This window comes from Rhizobacter sp., assembly GCF_035702065.1.
In the GTDB taxonomy this organism is placed as follows: domain Bacteria; phylum Pseudomonadota; class Gammaproteobacteria; order Burkholderiales; family Burkholderiaceae_C; genus Rhizobacter.
Genome location: NZ_DASSRA010000306.1, coordinates 1 through 19,123, shown reverse-complemented (window position 1 = coordinate 19,123; position 19,123 = coordinate 1). Strand labels below are relative to the sequence as shown.

The window sequence follows — 19,123 nt, the reverse complement described above, 5'->3', positions numbered from 1 at the left end:
CGGCGGACGACGTGTGCAGCGTTCCGAACACCAGGTGGCCCGTTTCCGCCGCGGTCATCGCGAGGCGGATCGTTTCCAGGTCGCGCATTTCGCCCACCAGGATGCAGTCCGGGTCTTCGCGCAGCGCGGAGCGCAGTGCGTTGGCGAAGCTCAGCGTGTGCGGGCCGACCTCGCGCTGGTTGACCAGGCACTTCTTGGATTCGTGCACGAACTCGATCGGGTCTTCGACCGTGAGCACGTGGCCGTACTCGTTCTCGTTGAGGTGGTTGACCATGCCGGCCAGCGTGGTCGACTTGCCCGAGCCGGTGGGGCCGGTCACGAGCACCAGGCCGCGCGGCTTGAGCGCGAGTTCGGCAAACACCTTGGGGGCGTTGAGCTGCTCCAGCGTGAGGATCTTCGACGGAATGGTCCGGAACACCGCGCCGGCACCGCGGTTCTGGTTGAAAGCGTTGACGCGAAAGCGAGCCAGGCCCTGGATCTCGAAGGAGAAGTCGCACTCCAGCGTTTCTTCGTAGGCCTTGCGCTGCGAGTCGTTCATGATGTCGTAGACCATCTCGTGCACCTGCTTGTGCTCGAGCGGATCGACATTGATGCGGCGCACGTCGCCGTGCACACGGATCATCGGCGGCAGGCCGGCGGACAAGTGCAAGTCAGACGCTTTGTTCTTGACCGAAAACGCCAGCAGTTGGGTGATGTCCATGTGTCTCTTGGAGGGGTTGCAGCCTGCATGCGCCCTTGCCCGGCGCCGCTGAGATAGGCTCGCGGGATTATGGCGACGATTGCTTCGAACATACAACAAGTGCGCAGCCGCATTGCCAAGGCCTGTGCGGCTGCGCAACGGCCCGTGCAAAGTGTCACGCTGCTAACGGTAAGCAAAACTTTCAGCGCCGAAGCCGTGCGAGAAGCCTTCGCTGCGGGTGAGCGCAGCTTCGGCGAAAACTATGTGCAAGAAGGCATCGAGAAGATCGCCGCACTCGCCGACTTGCGCACGCAGATCGCGTGGCACCTCATCGGCCCCTTGCAGAGCAACAAGACACGCGCGGTGGCCGAGCACTTCGATTGGGTGCACAGCGTCGACCGCTTGAAGATCGCCGAGCGCTTGAGCGAACAGCGCCCCCCGCATCTCGCGCCCCTGCAGGTGTGCCTGCAGGTCAACATCAGCGGCGAGGCCAGCAAGAGCGGCGTGTCGGTGGACGAAGCGCCCGCGCTCGCGCAGGCCGTGGCGGCGCTGCCGCGGCTTCGGTTGCGCGGGCTGATGGCCATCCCCGAGCCCGAGGCGGGCGCCGCACCGCACCGTGCGTTGCGCCAGTTGCTGCTCCAGCTGCAAGGCCAGGGCCTCGCGCTCGACACCTTGTCGATGGGCATGAGCGCCGACCTGGAGGTGGCCATCGCCGAGGGCGCCACCCTGGTGCGGGTGGGCACGGCCATTTTTGGCAGCCGCTGACCTTAATCCAGTTTTTAAATCCAGATTTAGATAAATATCCGGCGCACAAACAGATAACTTGGCGACTTGTTCAGCACAAGTTGCCGCCATGTTCCCTCCTCCCCCGCGCCGCGCCCGCCTGCCCCAGCCCTACAGGCCTGAGGCCGAGGTGCTTGCCGACCTGCTCCCCACGCTCTCGGGCGCCCTCACCTGGCCGGAGGCTGCGGCCGTCGCCAAGCCCTGGGTGCAGGCCGTGCGCGACAAGCCGGCGCCGTTCTGGGCGATGGAGTCGCTGCTGCACGAGTACCCCATCTCCAGCGCCGAGGGCCTGGCGCTGATGCGCCTGGCCGAAGCGCTGCTGCGCGTGCCCGACACCGAGACCGCGGTCGCGCTCACCGCCGACCAACTGGGCAAGGCCTCGTTCGACAGCAGCAGCGGCGGCCCGCACAAGATGCTGGCCGCGCTCTCGGCCAGCGCGATCGCGCTGTCGAAGAAGTTCCTGCCCGATGCGCAGGGCGAGGGTGGCCTCATCAAGCGCCTGGGCGCGCAGACGGTGGTGGCCGCCACGGTGCGCGCCATCCAGCTGCTGGGCCGGCAGTTCGTGCTCGGCCGGTCGATTCAAGAAGCGATGAAGGAAGCCCACGCCGCGCGCAACGACCAGCCCGGCCTGCGCTTCAGCTACGACATGCTGGGCGAAGGCGCGCGCACCGAGGCCGATGCGCAGCGCTACCTCGCGTCCTACCTGCACGCCATCGAGGCGATCGCCGGGGCCCGCACGGCCAGCGACCCGGCCGCCGCCGACGGCATCTCGATCAAGCTGAGCGCCCTCTTCTCGCGCTACGAAGACGCGCAGCGCGAGCGCGTGTTCGCCGAGCTGCTGCCGCGCGTGTGGCTGCTGATCGAGCGCGCCGCGCACGCCAACATCAACCTGACCATCGACGCCGAAGAGAGCGATCGCCTGGAGCTTTCGCTCGACGTGCTGGACGCGCTCGCCGCGCGTATCGCGCAGAGCCATCCGCAGTGGCGCGGCTTCGGCCTCGCGGTGCAGGCCTACCAGACGCGCGCCTTGCAGGTGGTGCACGAAGTGGCCCGCATCGCACGCCAGCACGGCCTGCGCTTCATGGTCCGACTGGTCAAGGGCGCCTACTGGGACGGCGAGATCAAGCGCGCCCAGGAGCTGGGCCTGGCCGGCTACCCGGTGTTCACGCACAAGCACCACACCGACATCTCCTACCTGGCCTGCGCAGGCGCGCTGATCTCGCATGCCGACGTGATCTACCCGCAGTTCGCCACCCACAACGCCGGCACCATCGCCGCCATCCTGCAGATGGCGCGCCAGCAAGGCGCAGCTTTCGAGATGCAGCGCCTGCACGGCATGGGCGAGGGTGTGTACCGCGAGGTGATGAAGCAGCAGCCGGGCCTGTCGGTGCGCGTCTACGCACCGGTCGGCGAGCACCGCGACCTGCTGGCTTACCTGGTGCGCCGCCTGCTGGAAAACGGCGCCAACTCGTCCTTCGTGCACCAGCTCACCGACGGCGATGTCGACATCGACACCCTGCTCGCCTCGCCGCTCATACCCGCCGCCTTCGCCGCGTTGCCGCGCCCGATCGCGCTCTACGGCCCGGGCCGCGCCAACTCCAAGGGCGTGGACCTCGCCTGCCTGGCCGAGCGCGCACCGCTGGAGCAGGCGGTGGCCAGCACGCGTGTCGAGACGGTGCCGCTGGCCACCGCCGACGACGTGTCACACGTCATGGCCCGCCTGCAACGTGGATTCGCCGCCTGGAACACCACCCCGCTGGCCGAACGCGCCGCCACGCTGCACCGCGCCGCCGATGCGCTCGAAGCGCGCCTGCCCGAGTTCTGCGGCCTGCTGGTGAAGGAGGCGCACAAGACCCTGGGCGACTGCGTGGCCGAGGTGCGCGAGGCCATCGACTTCTGCCGCTACTACGCCGAACAGGCCGAGGAGCGCCTCGCGCCGCACGCCCTGCCCGGCCCCACCGGCGAGAGCAACGAGCTGCAGCTGCACGGCCGCGGCGTGTTCGTGTGCATCAGCCCCTGGAACTTCCCGCTCGCCATCTTCGCGGGGCAGGTGGTGGCCGCCCTCGTGGCCGGCAACGCCGTGGCAGCCAAGCCCGCCGAGCAGACGCCCGCGGTGGCACAGCGTTTCGTCGCCCTGCTGCACGAAGCCGGTGTGCCGACTGACGCGCTCGCCCTGCTGCACGGCCCGGGCGAGAGCACCGGCGCCGCGCTGGTGGCCGATGCACGCACCGCCGGCGTGTGCTTCACCGGCTCGACGGCGGTGGCCAAGCTCATCAACCGCACGCTGGCCGCCAAGGACGGCCCCATCGTCCCGCTGATCGCCGAGACCGGCGGCATCAACGCCATGCTGGTCGACAGCACCGCGCTGCCCGAGCAGGTGGTCGACGCGGTGGTGCAAAGCGCCTTCCGCTCGGCCGGGCAGCGCTGCTCGGCGCTGCGCCTCCTGTGCGTGCACGAGAGCGTGGCCGACGGCGTGATCGAGATGATCCGCGGCGCATTGAAGGAACTGCGCGTTGGCGACCCGTCTGTGCTCGCCACCGACCTGGGCCCGGTGATCGACGACGAGGCCTACCACCACATCACCCGCGAGATCGCCCGCCTGCACCGCGAGGCACGTCTGATCGGCGAGGCCTCGGCCGGCAGCGAGGTGCCGCGCCTGATTGCCCCCATCGCCTTCGAGATCGAGCGCATCGCCGACGTGAAGCAGGAGATCTTCGGCCCCGTGCTGCACGTGGTGCGCTGGAGCGGCGAGGCCGATGACGTGATCGCGCAGATCAACGCACTCGGCTACGGCCTCACGCTCGGCCTGCAGACGCGCATCGACAGCCGCGCCCTGCGCCTGGCGCATGCCGCACGCATCGGCAACGTCTACGTCAACCGCAACATGATCGGCGCGGTGGTGGGCGTGCAGCCCTTCGGCGGCGAAGGCCTCTCCGGCACCGGCCCCAAGGCCGGCGGCCCGCACTACCTCTACCGCTTCTGCGCCGAGCAGGTCATCACCATCAACACCGCGGCGGCCGGCGGCAATGCGGCCCTGCTGGTGGGCCTCAAGAACTAGCCGGCGTGCTGGTAGCGGTATTCCTGTGTGCGCCCGCCAAAGCCGTAGGCACTGCCGCGCAGGTCGGCCACATGGGCATACGAGTGTTCGGCCACGCCGCCCAGCAGCTCGTCCATCGCCTGGTGCACGGCAGCGAGGTAGTCGGCCTTCTCGCGCTTGGTGTTGGTCTCGTCGGTGATGCTGACCATCCAGTGGTAGCTGCGATTCGGCGCCCCGGCAAGCGGCCGGCCGGCGATGAACCAGTGCGCGGGGGCGATGAAGTCGACCACCACCGCGGTGTGCTCGCGCTGCTTGCCGAGCAGGCGCGCGGTGAGTTCGGTGCCGGTCTCGGCCACACGCCGGGCCAGCGCTTCGTCTTGCGGGCCGGAGATCTGGATGTGCAGGTAGGGCATGGATCGCTCCTGGGTTGAACTTGACAGCGCCACTCTAGGCACCGAGCATTCATCTGATAAGCAGTTTGATTTGTTGATATTCATCAGAACATCAGATGAACGACCTGGACCCGCTCTGGCTGCGCAGCTTCGTCGCCGTGGCCGACACCGGCTCGGTGACCCGCGCCGCGCAGAAGGTGCACCGCACGCAGTCTGCCGTCAGCACGCACCTGCAGCAGCTCGAAGCCTCGCTCGGCGTGCGCCTGGCCGAGCGCAGCACGCGCTCGCTCGCGCTCACCGCGGAGGGCGAACGCTTCCTGCCGCACGCACGCCGCCTGCTCGACTGGCAGATGGATGCCCGCGCCGCCGTGCAGCCGGCCGTGGCGGAGCCCGTCTGCCGCGTCGGCATCAGCGAGTACTTCATGCCGGCCCGGCTGGGCGAGATGCTGGCGCTGCTGCACGAGAGCACCCCGGGCAGGCGATTCGAGCTGCTGTGGACCAGCTCGGCAGCCCTGTTGCAGCTGTGGCAGGCCGGCACCATGGACCTCGCCGTCGTCACCAGCAACGAGCCCTTGCCCGACGCCAGGCTCATCAAGCGCGAGCCACTCGCCTGGGTGCATGCCGAACGCTATGCCGTGCCCGAGCGCGGCCCCGCGCCGCTGGTGCTGCTCGGGCCCGAGTGCCCCGTGCGGCGCATGGCGCTCGATGCGTTGGCCGGCGCCGGCCGTGCCCACCACCTGCGCCTCAGCTGCACCGGCGCGCACGGCGCGATGGCCGCGCTGCGCGCCGGCTGGGGCATTGGCTGCCTCAACCAGTCGGCGGTGCCCGGCGACCTGGTGCCCCTGTCGGCCTCGCACCGCTGGCCCGCACCCGGCCGACTATCCTTCTATTCCCTGACCCGCCCTGCCCTGCAAACCACCGAACGTGAGCTGCGGCGCTGGGCCCAAGCCTGAAGAACACACATGAACACCATTGCATTCATCGGCGGCGGCAACATGGCCAGCGCCATCATCGGCGGCCTGCTCAAGAGCGGCCGCGCACCGGGCGACATCCTGGTGCTGGAGCCCAATGCCGAGCAGCGTTCGCGGTTGCAGCGCGAGCTGCAGGTCATCACGCTCGAAGCGCCCGGCTCGGTGCTGCAGCGCGCGGGCATCGTGGTGTGGGCGATCAAGCCGCAAAGCTTCAAGGAAGCGGCCGCGGCCAACCTGCCGCACACGAACACGGCCCTGCAGTTCAGCGTGATGGCCGGCATCCGCAGCAGCGACATGGCCAAGGCGCTGGCCACGCAGCGCATCGTGCGCTCGATGCCCAACACGCCGGCACTCATCGGCCAGGGCATCGCCGGGCTGTATGCGCGCGACGCCGTCACGGCCGACGAACGCAAGCAGATCGACAAGCTGATGGCGCCCACCGGCCGCACGCTGTGGGTGAACGCCGAGGCTGATCTCGACGCCGTCACCGCGCTCTCGGGCTCGGGCCCGGCCTACGTCTTCTACTTCGTCGAAGCCATGGTGCAGGCCGCCGCCGAGATGGGGCTGAGCGAAGAGCAAGGCAAGCAGCTCGCGCTGGCGACCTTCTCCGGTGCCTCGGCCCTGGCGCAGGCCTCGCCGGAGACGCCGGCCGTGCTGCGCGAGCGCGTCACCTCCAAGGGCGGCACCACCTACGCCGCGCTCACCTCGATGGAAGCGAGCGGCGTGAAGCCGGCCATCGTCAAGGCGCTGAAGGCCGCGCAGCGCCGCGCGGGCGAACTGGGCGACGAGTTCGGCCGCTGATGGCGCCAACTACGGCGCAAACTACGGCGCCACCGACGCCGACACCCGCACCGACAAGCACACACCGGCCCGGGTAAACACGGCGTCGGCATGGGCCTGCCGGCGGGGGCTTCTCCGGCAGAATCGTTCGCACCCCTCCCCCCATCGGTTCACGGATTGCTCACCGCCCCCTCGCCCGTCGACAGCCGGCGCCGCCGCAGCGTCGCGGCCTGCGCCGCCTGGCTCGGTGCACCGGCCCTGCTGGGCCTCGCGGGCTGCGCGCCGGCCGGTCCGCTGCGCATCGGCTTTCTGGGCGGCATGTCGGGCCGGGTGGCCGACCTGGGTGTGGGCGGGCGCAACGGCGCACGGCTGGCGGTGGACGACCTCAACGCCGCCGGCGGCATCAACGGCCACCCGGTCGAGCTGCTGCCCTTCGACGACGAACAGAACCCCGACGTGGCACGCCGCCACCTGCAGACCATGGCAACCGCCGGCGTGCATCTGGTGGTGGGCCCCATGACCAGCGCCATTGCCGTGGCTGTGGCGCCGCTGGCCCAGGAGCGCGGCATGGTGCTGGTGAGCCCCACCTCGACCACCCACGAGCTCACCGGCCAGGCCGATGCCTTCTTTCGTGTGGTGTCCGACACCCAGACCGGCGGCGCGCAGAACGCCGAGCACCTCTACGCCAAGGGCCCGCGCACCCTGGCCTGCATTGCCGACCTGCAGAACAGGGCCTTCTCGGTCAGCTGGGTGCAAGGCGTGCAGCAGCGCTTCAGCGCTCTGGGCGGGCGCACGCTGCTCGACACCACCTACGCCTCGGCGCCCGGCATCTCGTACAGCGCGCTCGCCCAGACGCTGCTCGCCGCACAGGCCGACGTGATCGAGATCGCCGCCAGCGCGGCCGACACCGCGCTGCTGAGCCAGCACATCCGGCAGCGCAACGAGTTCGTGCAGCTGGCCACCTCACCCTGGGCCGGCACCGAGCAGCTGCTGCAGATGGGCGGCCGGGCCGTCGAAGGTGCGCTGGTGCCGCAGTACTACGACCGCAGCAGCCGTGCCCAGAGCTACCTCGACTTCCTGGCGCGCTTTCGCCAGCGCTTCAGCGAGCACCCGGGCTACCCGAGCGTCAACGCCTACGACGCCACCCTGCTGGGCGCCGAGGCCCTGCGCCTGCAGCGCCGCGGTGAAGCGCTCGTCGACGTGATGCGCCGTCTGCACAGCTTCAAGGGCTTGCAGCGCCCGCTCAGCCTGAACGAGTTCGGCGACTCCACCGGCCCGCTGTTCCTGACACGGGTGCGCAACGGGCAGTTCGAGCCGATCGAGCGCACATGAGCCTGGGGCACGACAGCCTGCAGCAGCGCCTGCTCCGGCAGTTCCTGTGGGTGGGCCTGCTGCCCCTGCTGGCGGCGACCACTGTGGCCGTGCTCCTGCTCGTGCCCGCCCTGCTGGCACAAGGCGAGGCGCGCAACCTCGAGCTGGCCACCGCCGTGCGCGACCAGGTGCAGCAGCAGCTCGCCTCGCGCCAGCGCGCGGCGCTGCTGGTGGCCGGCGAGATCGGTGCCGGCCGGGTGGCCCCGGCGGCCGTGCCCGACACGCTGCATGCCCTGATCGACCACGACAGCCTGCTGCTCGCCGCCTACCTCACCGACAGCCAGGGCGTGGTGGAGCAGGTGGCCTTGCCCCAGGGCAGCGGGCTGAACGAGGCCGACATGATCGGCCTGGACCAATCGGCCCAGCCGCACTTCGGCACGGCGCGGCGCAGCGGCCAGCCGGTGTGGTCGCAGACCTACCTGTCGCTGCTCACTGGCCGCATCACCGCCGTGCTGGTGGTGCCGGCCGGCTCGCACATGCTGATGGTCGAGCTGGCACTCGACAGCCTGTCGCAATCGCTGGCCGACATCGGCCGCGCCGCCGACACCCGGCCCATCGTGATCGACCATTCCGGGCGCGTGATCGGCCACCCCGACGCGAGCCTGGCGCTGCAGCAGGAGAACCTGCGCAACATCGACCCGGTGCGCCGCGCCATCGACGGCAACCCGGGCTCGGCCCGCCTCACCGTGGGCGGCGTCGACTACCTGAGCCAGGCGCTGCCGGTGCTGCCGGTGGGCTGGACGATTCTCGTCATGCAGCCCACGCGCGCAGTGCTGGGCCCGCTGATCGGCCTGGGCGTGCTCCTGGGCGCCGCGCTGCTGCTCACCGTGCTGGCCGCGGCGTGGATGTCGTGGCTGCTGGCGCGACGCAGCGGCCGCGAAGTGGCCCGCCTGGCCGATGGCACCGCTGCCGCCTTGAGCACCGGCGAGCAGGCGCCGGCGCTCGAGTTCGAGATCGCCGAGTTCCGTGCCGTCTGGGCGCGCCTGCGCGCCCTGTTCGCCGAGCTCCACCAGCGTGACCGCCAGACCGATTCGGCGCGGCGCGAGCTGCAGGCCGTGCTCGACGCCGCCACCGAAGTCGCCATCATCGCCACCGACACCCGCGGCCTCGTGACCGTCTTCAGCCTCGGCGCCCAGAAGATGCTGCTGCTCAACGCGGCCGACGTGGTCGGCCGGCACACGCCCTCTCTGTGGCACGACGCCGATGAAGTGCGCCGGCGCAGCGACGAGCTCAGCCGGCAGTTCGGCCAGCACATCGATGGCTTCGAGATCTTCGTGCACTCGGCCCGCCACGCCGGCTACGAGGTGCGCGACTGGGTCTTCATCCGCAGCGACGGCGTGCGCCTGGACGTCTCGCTCGCCGTCACCGCCATGCGCAATGCCGAGGGCGAGATCACCGGCTTCCTGGGCGTCGCCATCGACGTCTCGCAGCGCCGCCGCTCGGCCGAGCTTGAGGTGGCGCGGCGCATTGCCGAGGCGGCCAGCCAAGCCAAGACCGAGTTCCTCTCGCGCATGAGCCACGAACTGCGCACGCCGCTCAACGCCGTGCTGGGCTACGCGCAGCTGATGGACCTGAGCGTCGCCGAGCCGCCGACCGCAGCGCAGCACACGCACCTGGTGCAGATCCAGCGCTCGGGCTGGCACCTGGTGCAGCTGATCGACGACGTGCTCGACCTCGCGCGCATCGAGTCGGGGCAGCTGCGGGTGTCGCTGGAGCCGGTCGACCCGGTGCAGGCCGTGGCGCGTGCGCTCGAGATCGCCGAGCCGCAGATGCGCAAGCTGGGCATCCACTTCAGCCTGGCCTGGCTCGACGGCCACGAAGGCCGCCAGCTGGCGCCGGTGATGGCCGACATGACCCGCCTGACGCAGGTGCTGGTCAACCTGCTGAGCAATGCGGCCAAGTACAACCGGCCCGGCGGCAGCGTGCGGCTCGAATGCGAGGCCCTGCCCCAGCAGCGCGGCCTGGCCTTCCGCATCATCGACACCGGGCTGGGCATGGACGAAGCCCAGCTCGCCCAGCTGTACCAGCCTTTCAACCGCCTGGGGCGCGAGGCCGATGCGATCGAAGGCACCGGCATCGGCCTGGTGATCACGCGCCGCCTGCTGGAGCAGATGCACGGCAGCATCAGCGTGAGCAGCACGGCGGGCGAAGGCAGCGTGTTCACCGTGGTGCTGCCGCAGCAGTCGCGCGGCCCCATCGAGCTGCCGACCGAGGCGGCGCCGCTCCCCCTGCCGCACCAGCCCGGGCCGCGCGGCCTGGTGCTCTACATCGAAGACAACACCGTCAACGCCCGGCTGATGCGCGAGATCATGCGCCAGCGCCCCACCATCGAGCTGATCGAGGCCGGCACGGCCAGCGAGGGCGTGGCGCTGGCCCGCCAGCGGCGGCCCGACCTGGTTCTGCTCGACATGCACCTGCCCGACGCCGACGGCTTTGCCGTGCTGAAGCAACTGGCGGACGAGCCGGCCTGCGCCGGCATCCCCGTGATCGCCATCTCGGCCGACGCCACGCGCTCCCAGATGGCCAGCGCGCTCGACCGGGGCGTGCGCACCTACCTCACCAAACCGATCAAGGTGGTCGAGGTGCTGCAGGCCGTGGACGGCGCCCTGGGCGGCTGAGATCCATATGCGCGAGGTCATGCACAGGTGGCATGGCCTCGTCTTCAAATCGGCCACGGACAAGCCTACAGTCGCGCCACGTCCCGAGGCCGCGCATCACGAGTGCGTTGCGCCACGTCACGCATGAACCCAATCACGGAGACTGTTCCCATGAGCTACCTGTCCTACGTCACCCCCAGCGCCACCAGCCCCTGGCACACCTACCTGTCGCAGGTCGACCGCGTGCTGCCCTACATCGGCCATCTGGCGCGCTGGGCCGAAACCCTGAAGCGCCCCAAGCGCGCGCTCATCGTCGACGTGCCCATCGAGATGGACGACGGCAGCGTGGCCCACTTCGAGGGCTACCGGGTGCAGCACAACCTCTCGCGCGGCCCCGGCAAGGGCGGCGTGCGCTACCACCCCGACGTGACGCTGGAAGAAGTGATGGCGCTCTCGGCCTGGATGACGGTCAAGTGCGCCGCGGTGAACCTGCCCTACGGCGGCGCCAAGGGCGGCATCCGCGTCGACCCCAAGAAGCTCTCGCACAAGGAGCTGGAGCGCATGACGCGGCGCTACACCAGCGAGATCGGCATCATCATCGGCCCGCAGCGCGACATCCCCGCGCCCGACGTCAACACCAACGGGCAGATCATGGCCTGGATGATGGACACCTACTCGATGAACACCGGCACCACGGCCACCGGTGTCGTCACCGGCAAGCCGCTGCACCTGGGCGGCTCGCTGGGCCGCGTGAAGGCCACCGGCCGCGGCGTCTTCGTCACCGGCCGCGAGGCCGCGCGGCGGCTGGGCCTCAAGCTCGACGGCGCGCGCATCGCGGTGCAGGGCATGGGCAACGTGGGCAGCGCGGCGGCCGAGCTGTTCGTCGGCGCCGGTGCCACGCTGGTGGCGGTGCAGGACCACACCGGCACGCTCGTCAACCCCAAGGGCTTCGACATGGCGACGACCATGGAGGTGCTCAAGCGCGAGGGCGGCATCGCCGGCTACAAGGACGCCGAGCGCGTCGACAACGAAGACTTCTGGAGCACCGACTGCGACATCCTGATCCCGGCCGCGCTCGAAGGCCAGATCACGGTGGAGCGCGCCCAGCGCATCAAGGCCAAGCTGGTGCTCGAGGGCGCCAACGGCCCCACGCTGCCCGAGGCCGACGACGTGCTGCGCGAGCGCGGCGTCCTGGTGGTGCCCGACGTGATCTGCAACGCCGGCGGCGTGACGGTGAGCTACTTCGAGTGGGTGCAGGACTTCTCCAGCTTCTTCTGGAGCGAGGACGAGATCAACGTGCGGCTCGACAAGATCATGGTCGACGCGCTGCGCCACATCTGGGACACGGCCGACAGGCACAAGATCACCTTGCGCACCGCGACCTTCGCGGTGGCCTGCGAGCGCATTCTCATCGCTCGCGAGGAGCGAGGCCTCTACCCTTGAGCTGACGCGGCGAGGGGCGCTTCCACCACGCAGCGGTTGCGCCCTTCCGTCTTGCCGCGGTACATGGCGGCATCGGCGCGCGCGATGGCGTCTTCGAGCGATTCGCCGTCGCGCAGGCTGCTCACGCCCAGCGTGACGCTCAGCGCCGGCACGTGCGCCGCCACGCTGATCTGCTGCACCGCCACGCGCACCCGCTCGGCCACGCGCAGGGCGGCGTCCAGCTCGGTCTCGGGCAGCACGACCAGGAACTCCTCGCCACCCCAGCGGCCGACGATGTCGCTCTCACGCGTGGCCGACTTGATGGCGCGCGCCACGCGGGCCAGCGCGCGGTCACCGACGTCGTGGCCCAGGCGGTCGTTGATGGCCTTGAAGTGGTCCACGTCGCCCAGCATCAGGCACAGCGGCGTGCCGTCGCGGCGGCGGCGGCCCAGCTGGTGTTGCGCCACCTGCAGCATGTGGCGGCGATTGGCCAGGCCGGTGAGCACGTCCGTGGACGCGAGGTCGCGCAGGCGGCTCTCGGCGCGCACCACCGCGCCGAAGTAGTAGTGCGCGAGGTGGGCCAGCAAGGTGAGCGTGGCCGCAATGTTGAAGTAGCGCACCGCGTCGAGTGCCACGGCGGAGATGGGGCTGAGCGGCTGGTGCCGGTGCGCGAACGCATCGAGCCCGATGTAGAAGCCCGCCACGGCCAAGCCCAGCACCACCTTGCGATGCAAGCGGCGGCCCGGGCTCACGAACACCAGCGGCATCATCAGCAGGATGTAGTAGTGGAAGCCGCTGTCCCAGCCGACCACCGCCGTGGCGGCCCAGGCATGCAGCAGCAGCTCGGCCCACATCAGCAGGGTCGCGGCGACGTTGCGGTGCGCCCTGAGCAGGCGGTAGGCCGCCGCGTACATGCCGATGCTGACGAGGTTGGCCCACACGAGCAGCGGCGCACCCAGCAGCAGGAAGACCACGCTGAAGGCCCCATGCACCAGCGCGGCGGCCAGCGCAGCGCGCGTCAGAGCCTGCCAATAGGAGCGGCCACTGTGCCTGTCGGCCACAGGCAGCGCGGCCTCTTCACCGAAGACAGGCGGGCGTGTGGCCGGGGACGACGCAGACATGGCCGAATTCTCGTCCGCCCCCTGCCTTATGCGGCCGCGCCCCGGCGCCGAGTGCCAACTGCCGCACACCCGCAGCGCGACCAATTGCACACAAGCCGCGCAAACGCGCGCCCTGTGGCTTTCAACGCATCAACGCGTACTGCAGCGCCACGCCTGCGAAGACCGCGAAGCCCAGCCAGTGGTTGAGCCGGAAGGCGCGAAAGCAGCCTTCGCGCGTGCGCCCGCGGATCAGCGTGTAGTGCCACGCCGCGATGCCGGCGGCCACCGCCAAGCCGGCAAAGTACGGCCAGCCCAGGGCCAGCTGCACGCCGACCGCCGCCCACACCGCAACGAAGATCGCATAGAAGGCCATCACGCCCGCCACGTCGAACCGGCCCAGCGTGATGGCCGAGGTGCGGATGCCGATCTTCAGGTCGTCGTCGCGGTCGACCATGGCGTACTCGGTGTCGTAGGCCAGCACCCAGAAGAGGTTGCCCAACAGCAGCACCCAGGCCAGCGCCGGCACCTCGCCGCGCACCGCCGCAAACGCCATCGGGATGCCGAAGCTGAAAGCCACGCCCAGCACCGCCTGCGGCATGGAGAAGAAGCGCTTGGTGAAGGGGTAGAAGATGCTCACCGCCAGCGCCGCGAAGCTCCACGCAATGGTGACCGCGTTGGTGGTGAGCACCAGCAGAAAGGCGATGAAGGCGAGCACCGCGCCGAAGACGAGCGCCGCCTTCGGGCTGATGGCGCCGCTGGTGACGGGGCGCTGGGCGGTGCGCTTCACGTGCTTGTCGAAGTCGCGGTCGGCCACGTCGTTGACGGCGCAGCCGGCGCTGCGCATGAGGAAGGTGCCGAGCACGAAGACCGCCAGCAGGTGCCAGCCGGGGAAGCCGCCGGCCGCGATCCACAGCGCCGACAAGGTAGGCCAGAGCAGCAGGTAGCTGCCGGCCGGGCGGTCCCAGCGGATCAGGTCAAGGTAGAGCGCGAGGCGTGACGGTGCAGCGGCAGTCGGGGCGGTCATGCCGCAAGTCTAGGGTTTCGGACGGCGCTTCCAGGCCTCCAGGAAGGCGAGCGTGACCGCCGCTTCATTGGCCTCGGCCAGGCCGCTGGAGAAGAGCGCGCCCACGTCGGCGTTGAACTCGGTGGCGCCGGCCAGGTCGCTCAGGCTGCGGAAGGCGATGTAGGGCACGCCGTTGCTGCGCGCGACGTGGGCCAGCGCGGCGGTCTCCATGTCGACGGTCTCGGCCTGCAGCGTGTCGGCCAGGTAGCGGCGGTACTCCGCGTTGGCGAGGAAGGCCGTGCCCGACACGCCCCGCCCGCCGACCAGCAGGCGCGGTGTCTCGCCCACGCAGGCGCCGCGCGGGCCGCAGCGTTCGAGCGGCGGCTTGAGCGTGCGTGCCACCTGCAGCATCTCGGCATCGGCGGGGTAGTCGAGGCGGAACTCGCCCTGCGGTGCGCTCGCATCGTTCAGCACATGGTTCTCGCGGACGAACCAGCCCTGGTAGGGCGGCTGGGCGGCGAGCTTGAGGCCGAGACAACCCACGTCACCCGCACTGCCGCACGGGCTGGGGGTCTGGCCGTCCGCGTTCCAGTACACCTCCATCGGCATGGCCCAGCGGTCGGGCACGGTCACGTCGCCCACACGGTGCGCCGGGTTGATGCCGCCGGCGATGCCACTCATCACCAGCCGCTCGATGCGGAAGTGGTCGAGCAGCTGCTGCGTCGTCATGGCCGCGTTGATCATGCTCACGCCGCTGAGCACGATCACCACGCGGTTGCCGCGCAGCGTGCCGGTGGTGTAGCGCTTGCCGTGGATGGTCCACACGCGCTTGGCCGTGGTCTGCGCGAGCAGGATGTCGGCCTCGGCGCCGAAGGCCGAGACGATGCCGATGCGCGGCGTGCACTCGCTGAGGCAGCGGCGCGGCGCCGGTTCCGCAGCCGCTGCCGGCATGGACAGCGCGACGGCCAGGGCGAGCAGCCAGGCCTTCACCCGGACACCCCCACGCCATTGGCCATCAGCGAGGCCGACAAGAGCAGGCCCAGCAACAGAAGCATTTCGGCCACCAGGCTGCGCGAGATCAGCTTGTGCTGTGCCTCGCTGACTTGCGGTGCACGACCGGCCTTGAGCTCAGGCGCCCAGCGGATGAAGCGGACGGTGGGGTAGATCGAGATCAGCCCGATCAGGACGAAGAGCGTGAGCTTGGCGTGGAAGAAGGGGCTGTGCAGGTAGAAGGCCCAGCCCTTCTCGAAGCTGTAGGCCCGCACGAAGCCCACCACCAGCAGCCCCATCGCGAAGAGGCCATACAGGCGGTCGGCCACCGCCAGGCGCCGCGCCTCGGCCACGGTGGGCGTGCGGCTGTAGGTGAACCACTCGAAGAAGAGCGTGGCCGCGATGCCGAAGGCCGCGATGAAGTGGAGGTAGGCGATCAGCGACTTGGCAAGCATGAGGCGGGCTCCGGTGTCGGGGTGGGCCCGACTGTGCCGGCGAAGCCGCAGCCCTGCAACCGCGGGCCGATGAAGCACCGCCCCGCAGTGCCACCCGTCATTCGAGCCGGGCGGCGGTCTTGCGCGTGGTCGTCAGCACGAAGTCGTGCACGCGCTCCACCAGCAGCGCGGCGCTGTGCGGCAGCGCGGGCTTCAACGACTGCACAGCCTCGTCCACGGCGGCGGGCATCTTGCGCGCCAGCTCCTGCGCCAGCTGGAGCACGAAGGACGGCTTCACCTGGATCACCCGGGCCATTTCACGCACGTGAGCCTGCGTCACCTGGCCGGGCATCACCTCGCCGCCGATGCTGAAGGCGAACTCCTGCGACAGGCCGGGGTAGATGCGGGTGCACATCAAGTCGTAGAACGGCGTGAGCAGCACACCTCGCCCCGGCATGCGGTACATCGACAGGTTCTTGGCATGGCTGTCGTTGTTGCCGGTGTAGAGGTTGAAGAAGATCCACTGCAGAAAGTGGCGCAGGTCCACCGCCGGCTGCGTGCTGTAGGTGCGGATGAGCGCAGCGCAGGCCTCGATGCCCGGGCCGCCTTCCTTTTCGTACTTCTTCTCCGACACGGTGCCGCTGAGTTGGCACAGGTCGTACTGCACCAGGCGCGTCAGCCGGCCGCCGGCCGCCGGCTGGCGGTCGAAACGCTTGACGATGCAGGCGCGGGTGGTCGGCTCATAGAACACCTGTGCGGTCGGCAACCCGCACCGCTCGGCGACGAGCATGGTGAGCGCCTCGTTGGCGGCCGACTCCCACACCTTGGCCAGGCGCTTGATGTCCGGCTTGAGGATGTGGGTGGACGGCGAGGTGCCTTGTGGCAGCTGCGGCACACCATCGTCAAAGAGGGCAATGGAGGCCTTGTCCTGTGCGCCGGCCAGCGAAATGCGCGCGCCTTCGCTCTTGATGTCGATGGCCGAGGCGGCGTCGAGCGTGGCACGCAGCTCGGCCCAGGTGGTGGGCTTGTACGAGGGGGGCTGCGGGCGCTGTCCCGCAGGCAGGATGATGAAGCCGCCGGCGGTATCGCCCGCCACCTCCAGCAGCAGCGAGAACAGGGTCGAGGCCTTCTTCTGCTCTGCGATGTAGGTGCGCAGCTCGCCTTCGGGCAGCAGGTTCTCGAAGAAGGCCTGCACCGCCGGCGCGCTGCTGCGCCCGGGCGCCAGGGGAATGGCGGCCAGGGGCATGGGTTCGGCGCGTACCAGCCAGCTTGCGGCGTACTCGAAGGCGGGAGGCGATGCGTCGTGCAGCACACCCACCAGTTCGTCGCCGAAGTAGACGTCGAGCTGTACCGGCCGCTCCATCACAGGCCCTGCACCGACTTGGGCCGCACCACCAGTTCGAGCCCGAGCAGGTCCAGCACCTGCAGCACCTTCTGCAGCTGCACCGTGGGCTTGCCACGCTCCAGCTCCACGATGAAGCGGTTGCCGGTGTTGCCCAGGCCCGCCACGTCCAACTGCTTCAGCGCGAGCTGCTTGCGCTGCCGCTTGATCAGCTCGCCCAGGGATGCCGTGGACCGGACCACCGCCTCTCGCGCAACGCCGTTACCGACCGGGAATTTTTCAGCACTGGGATGCATTGGCAGGCTCCTGAATTACCTATCGGTCACTTTATCCTGCAATCCATCCGGACGGCAAGAGAAAATTACTGAAAGGTAATTTTCAGGCAGTGGCGAGCGGTTTGACCCTAAAAATGCCCGCCCGGTAACTCGCCGCGCACCACCTCAGCCATCCAACTGCTTCTGGAAGACCAGGCCCGCATGCTCGCGCAACGCATGGAACTTGATCTTGGGCCAGTTCTCCTGCATCGCCCGCAGCTCGCCTGCGTACTCCAGCAGCACGCAGGCCGCATCGACCGCATCGAGCGCCACGCGGTGGTCATTGGCGTCGATGAAGCGCTTGAGCTCCTTCTCGCCGCCATCGGCCTCGTCGCAGGTCACCCAGCGCGCCACGTTGTAGCGCGCCGGCATGATGCGCGCCTTCACGCCGTACTCGTGCTCCAGGCGGTGCGCCACCACCTCGAACTGCAGCTGCCCGACCGCGCCCAGCAGCAGCACGCTGCCGGCCACCGGGCGAAAGACCTGGATCGCGCCCTCTTCACCGAGCTGGGTGAGGCCGGCGCGCAGCTGCTTGGTCTTGAGCGGGTCGGCCACTTCGACGCTTCTGAACATTTCCGGCGCGAAGAAAGGCAGGCCGGTGTACTGCAGGGCCTCGCCTTCGGTGATGGTGTCGCCCAGCTGCAGCACGCCGTGGTTGGGGATGCCGATGATGTCGCCGGCGAAGGCTTCGTCGAGCAGCTCGCGCTTCTGGCTCATGAAGGTGACGACCGTGTTCGGCCTCAGCGTCTTGCCCGAACGCACCACCTTCAGGTTCATGCCGCGCTCGAAACGGCCCGAGGCCACGCGCACGAAGGCGATGCGGTCGCGGTGCGCCGGGTCCATGTTGGCCTGGATCTTGAAGACGACGCCGGTGAACTTCTTTTCGTCCGGGTGCACCGTGCGCTGGATGGCGGCGCGTTCGCCGGGCGGGGGAGCGAGGTCAACCAGCGCATCCAGCACCTCGCGAACGCCGAAGTTGTTGACGGCCGAGCCGAAGAACATCGGCGTCTGGTGGCCCGCGAGGAAGGCCTCGTGGTCGAACTGCGGCGCGGCCTCCTGCACGAGCTCGATCTCACCGCGCGCCTGCTCGAACTGCATGCCGAAGCGTTCGGCATACGCCGGGTTGTCGAGCCCGGCGAGGATCTCGTCGCCGTTGTCACTCTTGCCGGTGACTCGGTCCTCGCCGGGGCTGAACACGCGCATCTGCTTCTCGCGCAGGTCCATCACGCCGTGGAACTGCTTGCCCATGCCCACCGGCCAGGTGAAGGGCACCACGCCCATGCCCAGCTCGCGCTCGATCTCGTCCATCAGCGTGAGCGGCTCCTGCACCTCGCGGTCCATCTTGTTGACGAAGGTGAGGATGGGCGTGTTGCGCGCGCGGCAGACCTGCAGCAGGCGCCGCGTCTGCGGCTCCACGCCGTTGGCGGCGTCGATCACCATCAGCGCCGCGTCCACCGCGGTGAGCACGCGGTAGGTGTCTTCGGAGAAGTCCTGGTGGCCCGGGGTGTCGAGCAGGTTGATGACGCAGTCGCGGTACTCCATCTGCATCACGGATGACGCCACCGAGATGCCGCGCTGCTTCTCGATCTCCATCCAGTCCGACGTGGCATGCCGCGAGGCCTTGCGCGCCTTCACGCTGCCCGCGATCTGGATCGCGCCCGAGAACAGCAGCAGCTTCTCGGTGAGCGTGGTCTTGCCGGCGTCGGGGTGGGAGATAATGGCGAAGGTGCGCCGCCGCGCCACTTCGGCCTGGAGATCGGACATGGGCGGGTGTCTAGCGGAGCCGGCCCGCCGCGGCAACCCGCGCAGTCGCCGGCAAGCGAACGGCGGCTCGGGCCTCCCGGGAGTTTGTGCTATAGATCGAGCCTGGAGACGGGACGATGACGCTGATCGTGAAGAGGCCCGAAG

The 19,123-nt window shown here is 69.5% G+C and carries 16 protein-coding genes; 7 read left to right on the top strand and 9 right to left on the bottom strand.

Annotation, left to right across the window (positions count from 1 at the left end; all coding sequences use genetic code 11):
- Positions 1-700, bottom strand: a 700-nt coding sequence (locus tag VFL64_RS13875; protein WP_489540969.1) for a type IV pilus twitching motility protein PilT, incomplete at its 3' end; no start/stop codon positions are given.
- Positions 701-769: 69 nt separating this feature from the next.
- Here VFL64_RS13875 and VFL64_RS13870 point away from each other — a divergent pair.
- Both VFL64_RS13870 and VFL64_RS13865 read left to right on the top strand, forming a co-directional pair.
- Complete coding sequence (locus VFL64_RS13870; RefSeq protein ID WP_489540968.1) at positions 770-1,444, top strand: YggS family pyridoxal phosphate-dependent enzyme; 675 nt, start codon at positions 770-772, stop codon at positions 1,442-1,444.
- An 88-nt stretch (positions 1,445-1,532) separates the two neighbouring features.
- Positions 1,533-4,520, top strand: coding sequence for an L-glutamate gamma-semialdehyde dehydrogenase (locus tag VFL64_RS13865; protein ID WP_489540967.1), 2,988 nt, complete (start codon positions 1,533-1,535; stop codon positions 4,518-4,520).
- Here the strand turns inward: VFL64_RS13865 and VFL64_RS13860 are convergent.
- A complete protein-coding gene (locus tag VFL64_RS13860; RefSeq protein WP_489540966.1) occupies positions 4,517-4,912 on the bottom strand; it encodes a tautomerase family protein in 396 nt (131 codons plus the stop codon). The genes VFL64_RS13865 and VFL64_RS13860 overlap by 4 nt on opposite strands.
- 95 nt (positions 4,913-5,007) lie before the next feature.
- Here VFL64_RS13860 and VFL64_RS13855 point away from each other — a divergent pair, with 95 nt between their 5' ends.
- The 5 genes from VFL64_RS13855 to VFL64_RS13835 all read left to right on the top strand — a co-directional run bounded on the left by VFL64_RS13855 (position 5,008) and on the right by VFL64_RS13835 (position 12,053).
- A complete protein-coding gene (locus VFL64_RS13855) occupies positions 5,008-5,844 on the top strand; it encodes a LysR family transcriptional regulator (protein WP_489540965.1) in 837 nt (278 codons plus the stop codon).
- Between the two features lie 9 nt (positions 5,845-5,853).
- Positions 5,854-6,663, top strand: coding sequence for a pyrroline-5-carboxylate reductase (proC, locus tag VFL64_RS13850; protein WP_489540964.1), 810 nt, complete (start codon positions 5,854-5,856; stop codon positions 6,661-6,663).
- 156 nt (positions 6,664-6,819) lie between these two features.
- Positions 6,820-7,974, top strand: a complete 1,155-nt coding sequence (locus VFL64_RS13845) for an ABC transporter substrate-binding protein (RefSeq protein WP_489540963.1) — start codon at positions 6,820-6,822, stop codon at positions 7,972-7,974.
- Positions 7,971-10,631 carry an ATP-binding protein gene (locus VFL64_RS13840; protein WP_489540962.1) on the top strand — a complete coding sequence of 887 codons (2,661 nt, stop codon included), beginning with the start codon at positions 7,971-7,973 and terminating at the stop codon, positions 10,629-10,631. The genes VFL64_RS13845 and VFL64_RS13840 overlap by 4 nt, the downstream gene beginning before the upstream one ends.
- Positions 10,632-10,781: 150 nt before the next feature.
- A complete protein-coding gene (locus tag VFL64_RS13835; protein WP_489540961.1) occupies positions 10,782-12,053 on the top strand; it encodes a Glu/Leu/Phe/Val family dehydrogenase in 1,272 nt (423 codons plus the stop codon).
- Here the strand turns inward: VFL64_RS13835 and VFL64_RS13830 are convergent.
- The 7 genes from VFL64_RS13830 to VFL64_RS13800 form a co-directional block, all read right to left on the bottom strand.
- Positions 12,044-13,153: a GGDEF domain-containing protein gene (locus VFL64_RS13830; RefSeq protein WP_489540960.1), complete on the bottom strand. Its 1,110-nt coding sequence runs from the start codon at positions 13,151-13,153 to the stop codon at positions 12,044-12,046. The genes VFL64_RS13835 and VFL64_RS13830 overlap by 10 nt on opposite strands.
- A 121-nt stretch (positions 13,154-13,274) precedes the next feature.
- Complete coding sequence (gene ubiA, locus VFL64_RS13825; RefSeq protein WP_489540959.1) at positions 13,275-14,156, bottom strand: 4-hydroxybenzoate octaprenyltransferase; 882 nt, start codon at positions 14,154-14,156, stop codon at positions 13,275-13,277.
- A gap of 9 nt (positions 14,157-14,165) precedes the next feature.
- A complete protein-coding gene (locus tag VFL64_RS13820; RefSeq protein ID WP_489540958.1) occupies positions 14,166-15,125 on the bottom strand; it encodes a 5'-methylthioadenosine/S-adenosylhomocysteine nucleosidase in 960 nt (319 codons plus the stop codon).
- Complete coding sequence (locus VFL64_RS13815) at positions 15,122-15,580, bottom strand: DUF2214 family protein (RefSeq protein WP_489540957.1); 459 nt, start codon at positions 15,578-15,580, stop codon at positions 15,122-15,124. Before VFL64_RS13815 ends, VFL64_RS13820 begins: the two co-directional genes overlap by 4 nt.
- Positions 15,581-15,677: 97 nt before the next feature.
- Positions 15,678-16,922 carry a type II toxin-antitoxin system HipA family toxin gene (locus tag VFL64_RS13810; RefSeq protein ID WP_489540956.1) on the bottom strand — a complete coding sequence of 415 codons (1,245 nt, stop codon included), beginning with the start codon at positions 16,920-16,922 and terminating at the stop codon, positions 15,678-15,680.
- On the bottom strand, positions 16,922-17,197 hold the full coding sequence (locus tag VFL64_RS13805; RefSeq protein ID WP_489540955.1) for a helix-turn-helix domain-containing protein: 276 nt from the start codon (positions 17,195-17,197) through the stop codon (positions 16,922-16,924). Before VFL64_RS13805 ends, VFL64_RS13810 begins: the two co-directional genes overlap by 1 nt.
- Before the next feature lie 144 nt (positions 17,198-17,341).
- Positions 17,342-18,979, bottom strand: a complete 1,638-nt coding sequence (locus tag VFL64_RS13800) for a peptide chain release factor 3 (RefSeq protein WP_489540954.1) — start codon at positions 18,977-18,979, stop codon at positions 17,342-17,344.
- Positions 18,980-19,123 lie beyond the last annotated feature (144 nt).